This is a genomic window from Pedobacter sp. CAN_A7, assembly GCF_015752175.1.
Classification (GTDB): domain Bacteria; phylum Bacteroidota; class Bacteroidia; order Sphingobacteriales; family Sphingobacteriaceae; genus Pedobacter.
In genome coordinates, this window is the sequence record NZ_JADOUW010000001.1 from 701849 (window position 1) to 713584 (window position 11736).

General features: G+C 37.7%; 8 protein-coding genes. 2 read left to right on the forward strand and 6 right to left on the reverse strand.

Annotated features, from left to right (window positions below; translation table 11 throughout):
• The 6 genes from IWX76_RS03240 to IWX76_RS03265 all read right to left on the reverse strand — a co-directional run bounded on the left by IWX76_RS03240 (position 1) and on the right by IWX76_RS03265 (position 7788).
• A complete protein-coding gene (locus IWX76_RS03240; RefSeq protein ID WP_196858434.1) occupies positions 1-1218 on the reverse strand; it encodes a glycosyltransferase in 1218 nt (405 codons plus the stop codon).
• Between the two features lie 5 nt (positions 1219-1223).
• Positions 1224-2090: a glycosyltransferase family 2 protein gene (locus IWX76_RS03245; protein ID WP_196858435.1), complete on the reverse strand. Its 867-nt coding sequence runs from the start codon at positions 2088-2090 to the stop codon at positions 1224-1226.
• Positions 2074-3534, reverse strand: coding sequence for an O-antigen ligase family protein (locus tag IWX76_RS03250; protein WP_196858436.1), 1461 nt, complete (start codon positions 3532-3534; stop codon positions 2074-2076). Before IWX76_RS03250 ends, IWX76_RS03245 begins: the two co-directional genes overlap by 17 nt.
• A gap of 215 nt (positions 3535-3749) precedes the next feature.
• Positions 3750-4871, reverse strand: a complete 1122-nt coding sequence (locus tag IWX76_RS03255) for a glycosyltransferase (protein ID WP_334641094.1) — start codon at positions 4869-4871, stop codon at positions 3750-3752.
• A 71-nt stretch (positions 4872-4942) separates the two neighbouring features.
• On the reverse strand, positions 4943-7087 hold the full coding sequence (locus IWX76_RS03260; protein ID WP_196858438.1) for a GumC family protein: 2145 nt from the start codon (positions 7085-7087) through the stop codon (positions 4943-4945).
• Complete coding sequence (locus IWX76_RS03265; RefSeq protein ID WP_196858439.1) at positions 7087-7788, reverse strand: TolC family protein; 702 nt, start codon at positions 7786-7788, stop codon at positions 7087-7089. The genes IWX76_RS03260 and IWX76_RS03265 overlap by 1 nt, the downstream gene beginning before the upstream one ends.
• A 449-nt stretch (positions 7789-8237) precedes the next feature.
• On the opposite strand from IWX76_RS03265, the gene IWX76_RS03270 reads away from it, so the two are divergent.
• The gene (locus IWX76_RS03270) at positions 8238-10799 is read left to right on the forward strand and encodes a gliding motility-associated C-terminal domain-containing protein (RefSeq protein WP_196858440.1); all 2562 of its coding nucleotides are present in this window, start codon (positions 8238-8240) and stop codon (positions 10797-10799) included.
• A gap of 1 nt (position 10800) precedes the next feature.
• Positions 10801-11733, forward strand: coding sequence for a PorP/SprF family type IX secretion system membrane protein (locus tag IWX76_RS03275; protein WP_196858441.1), 933 nt, complete (start codon positions 10801-10803; stop codon positions 11731-11733).
• Positions 11734-11736: the final 3 nt, after the last annotated feature.

The following is an 11736-nucleotide window of genomic DNA, read 5'->3' on the forward strand; positions in this document are numbered from 1 at the left end:
TTATCGCTCATTTATTTTTTGATAATAGTCATTGATTAAAGTGCTGAATTGATTGAATCGTACTTCCCATGTGTTTTCGGAAGCGATTTTTAGTCTTTCATCAATTTGGATCGTATTTGTATCATCCTGCTGAAGCATTTTGGCTAAAGCGATATTGAAGTCTTTTGCTGTACCACAATAAGCCACGGAGTTGCGTGTAAACTCCTGTAAATCCAAATTAAAATCTGTAGCGATTACAGGCTTTCCAGCACCTAAATATTCAAATAACTTTAGCGGGAAGATGGTATTGCTTACTTCGTCTTTTTTAAATGGAATCATACAGACATCAAAGCCCTTGATAACAGATGGCATTTCTGCGTATGGAATCCGACCAATGAAATAAACATTAGGCAGATTCTTAAATGTTAAAGGTACAAAGCTCTCGGTGACCGGTCCGGCAAAGACAAAACTTTTATCTGAATTGCTATTGGCCACCTCAAATAAGAGATCGAAGTTAATTCGCCTTTCAATATTGCCAAAATAGCCAACAATGGGTTTTGGGATCTCATTTAACCTTTCATTAATGATTAAATCAGGCTTCATAGCCAAAGAACTAAATTCGAGGTTTGCTGCGTTTGGAATAAAATAGGAGTCTACATTTTTCGCCGCTTTTTCTTTATACAATTGTTTACTGGTACAGATAATGAGATCAGCATGTTTAATAATCAGATCTTCTGACCATCTTCCATGGTTTGCATCATAACAGCCAATGATCGGATCAACGCAATGGTAAACCGATAATTTTGGTGCTAATAATTGGCCAATATTGGGATAATGAAAATTTGAAGAATTAATGTAGATGTAATCTGTAATGTTAAATTTAGCTATTACCTGAGCTATTCTACGGAGAATAGTCTTTTCATTAAGACCTAAGAGAAACCTGTAGAAGTCTCCTTCCGCAATAAAATTGATAGGCAGTAGTGGAGGAACAATAACTACTTTTAATCTTGTAAGCGCAGTATCGATAAGTTCAACATCGTTTTTATTGAAGTACTTTTTCCTGATGTGAAAGCCGGCAGTCCTGTTCAGAAAATAGTCTTTCCATGTATATGGATAGTCGATATAATAAACATCGTTATCCTCTGCTAGATATTTTGCCATGGTAAAACTGGTCGATTCGAATTGGCCATCGAATTTAGCAATACCCAGTATAAAAATGACTTTTCCTTTTAAACGCATGAACCTTAGTTTGATGATTTTTTAGTATCATGTGGCGCCTGTTTCTTTAACATGCTCACCCCTCTTTTAAGCTCAATGATAATCCGGTTTGATATCGCTTTATAGAAAGAACCGTCTCTTTGTAAGGTTCTGGGAGCCGTCCAAGGGCGGGCATTCATGGATTTGACCTGTTTAATCATCCCATATTTCATCAAATCAAAAGCTAGTCTTCCATCGTCCCCACGAATATTGTGCATGATAAAGCCTTCCTTTAATCCATATTTTTTGACATAGCCCATGCTAATGCCAAATGCATTTAAATGAGGTCTTTTCAAATGCCTAAGTTCAGCTGCCGCATCTTTTAATTTTTCGAGCAAATATAACTGTAATCGTGAAAAGCCTTTTTCAGGAATAAAAGAATAGCGGCCGTAGACACAAACTACGTTTTCCTGTTGCAAAACCTTCATCATTTCTTCAATCCACCCTGGAGGATACAAACAATCAGCATCTGCTAATAAGACATATTTGCCGTTAGCATTTTCCTGAGCTAATTGCCTTGCAGGACCACAGCCTTGAATTGGTTGAAACAGACCTCGTATGTTCATTCTGCTAATAGAATCTTGTGTTTGATCTGCCGAGTTATTGTTGACCACAATAATCTCAAATGGAATATTGGTTTTTGCATAAGACAGCGAGTTAATACAACGCAAAACATTGACTTCCTCATTGTATGCAGCTATGATGATAGATACCAGGGGCGATTTACTTTGCACATGGTCTAACCTTGTGTTAAGCTCCTTAAAAAAAGAATCAGGGACATCTTTGTAATCGTTATAACTCAAATTTAGTTTTTCTACCCAGGCTGGGACTACATAGTTAATCAAGCGCTTCATATTCTTTATGCTTTAGTGCGACGTTTTTACTGTCTCTTTTATCAATAATCAAGGTTATATTAATCATGGCGACCGCTAGATAAAAATAGACACTGTTTGGGAATTGCACCAATGCTTCCTGCGGATAATTCCCAATGCCAAGGGCAAAGATGATCAGCACCATTCCCAGGCAATAATTTTTCAATTCTGTATCCTTGATTATATAATAATTTTCAATCCCAGTCTTTAAAACGACAAACATAAAGGTGCAGAAAAGAAACATTCCAACATAACCTAACTCCACAGCCACCCGAACGTAACCACTATCAGAAGGGAAGTTAGCCAGTTCTGAGTTCGGTGCAAATCTTTTTCCCCATACTCCAGTAGCCCCAAGGCCCCCACCAAATGGGTGTTGTTGGATATATGGCTGGATCTTTTTCTGGTTGATTTTACGCACATTAAATGATGCATCATCATCAGGACTAAATGCTGACTGAAATCTTACAATTGTAGGATTAGAAGTTGGTACAAATACTAAAGCGATAAAAAAAGCCGCACCTACAATTGCATACTTCAATATATTGAAATTGAACCTTAGCACCACAAAAAGAAACATGGCCAAGGGGAACAATGGATAAGCGCCCCGTGTACCTGAATATAACATAGTAGTTAAAAAAAGTGCTGCCAGGCAGCCTAAAATAACCTTTTTATAGGTTTTCATAGGATTTAACATGACAGCAACACAAAGTATTGCACTAATTACCATGTTGTAAGAGAAGGAAACCGGATCAGAAAAAATGGAAAATTTCCGCCATTTACCATCAATAAATAATAAGGAACGTTGAAGCTCTGTATTAATACTTGCTTCTTCAAAACCAAAAAATCCAACATACTCCTGCTTTACCGCGTATAATGCAGCAAAAAATGCAAGAAAAATCCATACAGAAAAGATGAGCCTGATAAACTCTTTTGTTCTAATTTGAGCAACGAAAACAAAGTAGGTAAGCATGATTAATGCTACAGACCTGATGGTGTATAACCAGGCCATTTTTGAAGCAGCCTCCGGATTAAGTACTTGAAGCAGATTATAGCCTATCCAAACCAAAATCATCACGCTGATGGGATTTCTAAACGCTTCCCATTTTTGATATTTCTTTTGATAAATGATGAAACCAAAGCCCAGTAGCAATACAAGTCCGTCCATCAAAGTACCCAAAGGGAAGTTGACCCCAATCCTTAAAACAAACATGACGAAATAGGCGGCTATGAGCAGGACTAAAATACCAAACTTAGGATAATAAATAACAGAGAAAACAAGAGGCAGGCCTATGAGAATAATAAATATACCCAACCCAAAGGTTATTCCAAAATAATTAATCCCCAACACACTGAATACTGAAAACAGCAGTAAAATAGTGGTGAGAACCAAGGGTGTTAACCTGAATGGAGTACTTAAGTTATCCATTGCGCTTTATAAAAAAAGAATTTTGATGAAAAAATAATAAACAGAAACAGCAGAAACCAACAATGCAATCCTGTAAGTAATTACTTCCAGTTTTTTTTGTTGCGCCTCAATATCTTTATCTGTCTTTTTTAATGGAGTTATTTTCATCAGTTTATATTGATTTCATCGATAATGAAGTTATGGTAAGCTTTTATTCGCTTGCTCCTATGCTTAATTTACGATTTAAGATCTTCGTTTGTTCGGTTATGATAGTGGGTAGTAGCTATAGACGTTCGATTTGCATTTTTACTTTTCAGTAACGACTTCAGCTGTAAAAAGATGAAAGTAGGAATACTTTTTAACGACTGGTATATCCGCTCATCTGCATTTGAATGCTTTAAGGCGATTAAAAATCCTATTACAAACAATACAAAAGCAATAAACCAGATAACGACAGCTACCGCAGATACAAACAAATTAATGAACATAAATAAACCTGACAGCAAAATAAAGATAAACAGCGGTGGACGTAATAAGACTAGCCCAAATAAAAGTTGGTTGACACTCCCGTTTTTTATCCCCTTTGACAATATAGCAAAGCCGAACTTAAAATATTTAAACCAGGTATTGATCCATCGCGCCCTTTGATTAACTAATTGTGTCGATTGGGATGTCTTTTCATCATATACGATGGCCTCATCAGAAAATGCAATCCTCAAATTTCTCTTTAATATCTCAGCCTGTAGTACTTTGTCGAAGCCTGCACCTTTAACATTTAACGAACCTAAACATTCTCTATATAACTGGGTGGTAAAAGCCATTCCCGATCCAGACAGTGTTGCAGAAGAATTTAGGTTAAAAAGTAGCTTTCCGTCATAGAAATGGTAATAAATGTCTCGTGCAGCATCCAGACTTGCTATAGTCGAATCCATGTTTTTAGCCATTCTTATTCCTTGTACGGCCTGAAACCCTTGCGAAAACCACACATTTAATTTATTTAAATATTCGAAATCAACTAGGTTGTCGCTATCTACAATGGTTAACCGATCGTGCTCCCGTATAAAATGATCTATTGCATAAAAATGAGAAGCAGTATTACTGGCAAGCACGGTTGGCGGAGCTAATAACACCACCCGTTCATCATTAAATAATAAATCTTCTGTTAGCTTACAATCATCAGCAACGATGTAAACTGTATACTTGTTATAGTTTAATGCCAGTAAAGACTTAACTACCGCAGGCAACATCGTGGTTTGCTGAAATGCAGTCACGATGATAGCATAATCTCCTTCATTGCCATTATTCATCCGAAGATTTGCGATGCGTTTAGTGCGGCTTAATTTCCATACTAAATACATACAAAAGGGTAAAACCAGATTGTAGCCAATAATGATTTGTAGTATAATCCAGGCTATCATAAATAAACTCATTACCGCTCAGCGTTACCAACCTTGTTAATTATCCATCCTTTGAAACTTCCGGTTTCTTTTAAATAGGCAATTTGACCCTTCTTCCGTTCAGAAATGGAATTTCCTGCAGAGAACACAGAGACAATATTATTCGAGAATAAAATCCATTCTTTCGATTGGTTCCGATCATCAAGCGCTGCTGTTTCAATGATGATTAAGTCATACAGAACTTTTGCTTCTTCTAATTTGGCCTGGATAACATCGCGACTTGCTAATTCCATTAAGGAAGTATCACCTCCTTTATTACTCAAAATATCGATGTTGCCTACCTTGTGTTTACTATTAAGATCAAGTGAGCCACTAATAAAATCCTCCAGGTACATTTTTGAGGTAGATGCTCTGGAAATATTAGGATTACTGAAGTTACCATCAATAACAAGCACTTTTTTATTGGTCATTTTCCAGGCTAATGCTAAACTTAAAGCCACTAAGGTTTTGCCTACTGTTGGGCTAATACTGGTAACCACCAATATTTTGTCTGTCAAAGCCAGTTCTATTTCATATCGAATAGAACGCAGTTGATTTTTAAACTTTAATAAGTGAGGAGCAATAGTTTCCTGATTCCATAGCGCGCTTAGGTCAACCGATGGAGATACTAAGTAGTTGACTTCTCCTAAAACCGGTATATCGGTTTTATTGGCTAGCTCCTGTGCAGAGATCACACTATTATCGAAAAAATAAATAACAAAAAGAACTAAAACACAAAAGGCAAAGCTAATGATGGCACTTAATATGACCAGTAACATCTTTTTTGAAGGTTGTGCTAATCCAGGTGTACCTTGTTGCACCACATTCATTTTTACATTAAAAGATGATTCTAAGGTACTTTGATTGTACATGTTTAAAATATCAAGATACTCTTTACTTGCTATTTCAATACCCATTTCCAGCGACTGTACATCAGCCTCTTTAGGCACCATGGTTTCAAATTGTCCATTTAAAGACCTCAACTTCTTATCTAAAGAATTAATACTATACCGGGTCAAATCAAGCTGAATCTCCATGGTCAGCTTTTGATTAATCAATTCCTGTTTTGTATTTAATGGATTGTTAATATACTGGTCAGATGATTTATTGATTTGGGCTGTCAGTTTTCTGCTTAACGAATCATAGCTTGATTTATATCTTGGATCCAGGTCATTATTAATATATAAAGTGTAGATAGAACTAAGTTCATCTTTAGTATCTACAATAGACTGGTTTACCTTAGATAATGCAGCTTCTATATAACTTCTCTCTTGCGGATCGAACTTTTTGTTGATCTGATTTAATGCGCCTGCATAGGAAGCCGTTTTCTCAATGGCTTCTTGTTTTTTGGTATCATATTCTAATACCAGTGTATAAAGTTGTTTTGACTGCTCAGTTAAATTCAGAACACGGTTTTTAATCTTATATGCCCGCAATTTCTCCATTCGTTGAGAAAGCGAATCGCTCTTTTGGACTAACATTCCACTTAAAAAATTATTCGCTCTTAGCTGATTTTCTTTTAAGGAAGTGGAGTAATTTTCAATGACTTCGGAGGCTACAAGGTTAACAACCAATGCAGATAAATCAGGGTTTTCTGATTCAAATTGAACAACGATAAAATCGCTATCGCTAGGTCGGTAAACCAGCTGTTTATTTCTCAATGATTCAGCATCATAACCCATTGATTTTAAGAGTTTAAACAACTTATTCTCCGCTGGCTTGGATAAAGTTAGGCTCTGGTGGCCAATTGCCTTTTCGCGAAACACTTTTAGTGCCTGGGCTTTTTCAGCATCCGACAAGGCAATCATTTCCTTGCTCCATTGCTTAAATGGATCTGCACTAGTTAAATCATGGATAATTAACTGATACGCTACCTGATCCAACACCCTGTTCATGCGCATCATCTCCATCAGGTTGCTGAATTTTTGATTTATCCTATCCTTATCTTCAACCTGGCCTACAACAGATTGCTGTTGCGTGCCATCAACCCAACCTGTTGCAATTTGAGCCTGAGATACATAAGAATTAGGAAGATTTCTAACCAGGAAAAAGGTGATGATGGTAGTAACCAGTGGAATGATAATCAGTGTAAGCTTGTACTTTTTTAGAATATCTAAAAACCTAAATAACTCATTCATTATTTTATATATTCTAGTTTGACAACAGTCAGTTCTTCCAAAGCTACCTTTGCATTCAAGTAGTTAGCTTCAGTCTCCAATTTTGTTTGAAAACTTTGATTTAATGCTATAGAAGCACTATTATAATCCAGAAACGAAGCCTCTCCCCGCTGGTATTTCACTTTAATCGATTTGACATTGCTTTCCGCATCTAAATAAGCATTATTGGCTGGTATTAATGATTTTTGATATTGCATGTACAAAAAATACCTGGTTTTAACCAATGCTTCCAGCTGCAGCAGATATTCATCTGCATTTGCCTGAGCTAATTTAATTTGTTCCTTAGCTCTTTTGATGTTGGCAGGTTTTGCGAATAAAACACCAGGATTAAAGTTCACGCCAAACTGGTAACCGGTAAGCAAATCAGCTGTGGTTAAGTTTACGGAATTTACATTCGCATCATTAGAACGCGTAACGTATTGAAATGAAAATGGATCTAACCAGGATATTTTGGCAGCAGAAAGATCGCTCTTAGCGATATTCACTTCGCTTCCCAAGGATTTTACCCGTGGGTAATTGGCTTTTGCTGCCGCTACAAGCTTTTCTAAATAAAGGCTAGACACTTCACCTAGTATACTTTCCTGGGCAACAGACTTTTGCGATACGAAAACTATAGAAATAAAACAGGTAATTAGGAGAACAAGGGTAGACTTTTTATGCATGGAAAAACTTAGTAAAATCAAATATATAAGTTCTAGTTAAACAAAACGTAAATGTTATAACAGACTATCAAATATACGTTCCTAAACCGAATTTATTGAATTAAACAATACTTTAGAAACAATAATTAATTAATTAAAATATGCCAAGCTTAGATTAACGTATATAAACCTCTATTAAAACCCTTGTTCCTTAACTTTATGACCTTGAGTGATAAGAATTTGTAAATTTAATACTCAAATAAACCATAAGGTATCAACACCTACTTTCCTTAGCATTTTACTAAGCATCAAGATGATCTATCCTTAAATATAACTTAAAATGGAGGTGAATTTTAAATTCCAATGATACTTTAGCGTTGCGCGCCTAAAAATATTTCTGAATAGTATATTGCTTAATCGCGAAGTTCTAGATTTTATTGATATTTTAGCGCGCTTAATTCGCTCTTTACATGACTAAATATTTACGAGCATCATTATTTCTCCTGCTAAACCTTTCTACACTAACAGTTATTGCCCAGTTTCCATATTTTGAAAGCTTCAAAAACTCCACAGCATCTGGGATTAATTTCGGAGGCGCTCCCTCAGCTTTTCTTACTGCCGGCGGAAGCGCATATAATTTAGCTGGCTTAGCGCATACAGGTACACCTATAGATGACAACGGCAAGGGCTACCTCAGACTAACCAGCAATTCAAGAAATCAAAAAGGTTTTATCTACAGTAATACGGTCTTTCCTTTCACACAAGGTTTGACAGTTCAATTTGAATACTATATTTATGGAGGCTCTGGTGCAGATGGTATCAGTTTCTTCTTATTCGATGCGACTGCCAATCCGTTTAATATTGGCGGATTCGGTGGCTCCTTAGGGTACGCTCAAATTACCACTACTGACCCCGTGTCTCCTGGAGTAAGCAAAGGATACATGGCAGTTGGTTTGGACGAATTTGGCAATTTCTCCAACCCCTCTGAAGGTAGACAAGGCGGTCCAGGACAAATAGCCGGGTCCGTTACCCTTCGTGGAAAAGGTGATGGTGCCGCATTAACAGCAGGAAATTATTCTTTTTTAACCTCGACAAATACAAATACTTTAGGCTTTAATTTAGTTGGCGACCTTAACAACAGGCAGCCTGATTCTACTTCTAATGGTTATCGTCGGGTGTTGATTGACCTCACACCAAATCCTAATGGCGGTTACAACATCACCGTAAGAATCACTAGAGGAGGCCCTACTTTAGTCACGTCCACAGTGATTAATAATTTTTACTATCCGGAAGTTGCCCCAACAAACCTTAAGTATGGGCTTGCATCTTCAACCGGCGACCAGACTAACTTTCACGAAATCAGAAACGTCATCATTGATTCGAAAGCGGTCAGTACACTCACGCCTCCCGTGGCCACGAATGATGTCTTTACGATTTGCCAGGGAATAATTGCATCCGTTGACGTGGCGGCCAATGATAGAACCACAAATGCAGGGGGAAGTATAAATAGAGCTTCGATTGACCTGAATCCGGCAGAAGTTGGCTTGCAAAATTCATTTACAGTTGCAGGAAAGGGCGTATTTTCCATCGGTGAGGAAAACACGATCTTGTTTTCTCCTGAAACTAATTTTTCTGGAGCCGTTACAGCCAGTTACAATATTAAAGACACGTTCGGGATGACGTCTAACAACGCCACAGTTACATTAACTTATACTGCTGCCCCTGTACAACCCGTAGCGGGTGCCGATCAACTCCTTAACATCAGTACAGCAACGACCAACTATCAATTTCAAGGAAATAATCCAGGATCGGATGTAGGAAGCTGGACACAGGTGTCGGGTCCAACAACTGCAGCAATAGTTAACCCATCATTATATAACAGTGCTGTAAATAACCTGACCAACGGGGTTTATACTTTTCGTTGGACCATTAAATCAACAGGTGGCTGTGAACTGACCGATGATGTTCAAATAGTTGTTAACCATTTTCCCGTAACATTAAACGATGATTTAACCACCAATTTTAATACAAGTGGAACCGTATTAATTTTAAACAATGACACTGATGTTGATGGAAATAACACTATTGATAAAGCCAGCATAGTCATCAAGACACAACCCCAATCTGGAAAGTTGACTATTGACCCCATTACGGGTCTGATTACTTATACACCAAACCCTGGTTTTGAAGGTGCTGATTTTTTCACTTACACCGTGAAAGACAACTTTGGCGCGGAGTCTAATGAAGCTACTGTTAACATAATTGTCAATCCTCAGCCCGACCCAACTACCATTGGTTTAGCCAAGGCACTCACTTCCCGCACGCGGAATCTTGATGGTAGTTACGACTTAACTTACACATTCAACCTGATTAACTTCGGTGATGTGGAAACGATCTATAACATTAGCCTGATTGATGACCTGGAAGCAACATTTAAAAAAAATGCAGTCATAGTTAAACGTGTAACTGCCACGGGGACGTTGAATGTCGACAACAATTACAATGGCTATTTGCTTAATAACATGTTACTCCCTTCAAGTTATTTAGCTGCAGCGCGCAAGGAACAAGTTATATTAGAAATTAATGTTACGCTTAACCAGGGTGAAGGCATTTTTAACAATACTGCTTTGACTGAGGGCCTGAATACAAGAGACGGAAGCCCAGTGAGCGACCAATCTACCGACGGTTTAGTGCCTGACCCGAATAATGCTGGTGATGTATCTCCTGCACTACCTACCCCAGTTAACCTGAACGTAGAAGACTTATTTATCCCCGGTGGTTTCTCTCCTAACAACGATGGTATAAATGATTATTTTGTTATCGAAAATGGATCAAGGTACCAGATCAATTTAGAAATCTTCAACCGCTGGGGAAATAGAATTTACCGTTCCGTTAATTATAAAAATGAATGGAATGGTAAAACAACAGAAGGAATTCGCGTGGGCGACGATGTTCCCACCGGTACTTATTATTATGTAATTAAGATTGATGGCGTCAACAAATATGTCGGCCATCTTACCCTTAGCCGATAAAATGAAAAAACTTATATCTTTTTCCTTGTTGATTACCTTTTTCATGTTTGGAAATACCGTCCATGCACAACAGGATGCCATGTATACGCAATACATGTTTAATACCCTGGCCATCAATCCGGCCTATGCGGGAAGCAGAAATGTAATTTCTGCCACAGCACTATTCAGAAATCAATGGACCGGAATTCCTGGTGCACCAAAGACCGGAACCTTTACCATCGACGCTCCGGTATATAACGACAAAATTGGGATTGGCTTTCAATTTATATCTGATAAATTAGGGGTAACACAAACAACTGGCGCAGTAATCAGCGCTGCATACAGGATAAAAATGGATGTGGGAACCTTAAGCTTCGGAGTACAAGGTAATGCAAGCCAGTATAGGGTTAACCTTACCGATGTTCCCTTGAGTCCATCTCAACCTTACGATCCAGCTTTTGCCAATAATATAGATAAAATGCTATTTAACTTTGGAACTGGTATGTATTACAATTCTGATCGGTTCTATATAGGCTTAGCAGCACAAGACCTGATGCCTAATGATTTATCTTCCGAAAATACTTCGGGTGCAAAATTAAGTGGTAAACAAGCCCTTCACTTATTCTTTTCTGCTGGTTATGTTTTTCCGGTTGCTGAAGATTTAAAATTAAAACCGTCTTTTCTGGTTAAAGGTGTAAAAGGAGCCCCTATTGAAGCCGACTTAAACGCGACCCTGTGGATAAAAGATGTGATTGGTATCGGCGCCCAATATAGAACCAGTGCTGATATTGCTGGTCTGATCGAACTTCAGGCCACCCCTCAAATCAGAGTCGGTTATAGTTATGACCGCAGCACCACTAGCTTACAGAACTTTAATTCCGGTAGCCACGAAATCATGTTGAGGTATGAATTCGGCTTTGCAAAAGATAAAATATTGTCACCAAGATATTTCTAATCA

Excerpts from the sequence above, each read along its gene's own strand:
- IWX76_RS03240 (WP_196858434.1), bottom strand. The coding sequence starts at position 1,218 with ATGCGTTTAAAAGGAAAAGTCATTTTTATACTGGGTATTGCTAAATTC.
- IWX76_RS03245 (WP_196858435.1), bottom strand. The coding sequence starts at position 2,090 with ATGAAGCGCTTGATTAACTATGTAGTCCCAGCCTGGGTAGAAAAACTA.
- IWX76_RS03250 (WP_196858436.1), bottom strand. The coding sequence starts at position 3,534 with ATGGATAACTTAAGTACTCCATTCAGGTTAACACCCTTGGTTCTCACC.
- IWX76_RS03255 (WP_334641094.1), bottom strand. The coding sequence starts at position 4,871 with ATGTATTTAGTATGGAAATTAAGCCGCACTAAACGCATCGCAAATCTT.
- IWX76_RS03260 (WP_196858438.1), bottom strand. The coding sequence starts at position 7,087 with ATGAATGAGTTATTTAGGTTTTTAGATATTCTAAAAAAGTACAAGCTT.
- IWX76_RS03265 (WP_196858439.1), bottom strand. The coding sequence starts at position 7,788 with ATGCATAAAAAGTCTACCCTTGTTCTCCTAATTACCTGTTTTATTTCT.
- IWX76_RS03270 (WP_196858440.1), top strand. The coding sequence starts at position 8,238 with ATGACTAAATATTTACGAGCATCATTATTTCTCCTGCTAAACCTTTCT.
- IWX76_RS03275 (WP_196858441.1), top strand. The coding sequence starts at position 10,801 with ATGAAAAAACTTATATCTTTTTCCTTGTTGATTACCTTTTTCATGTTT.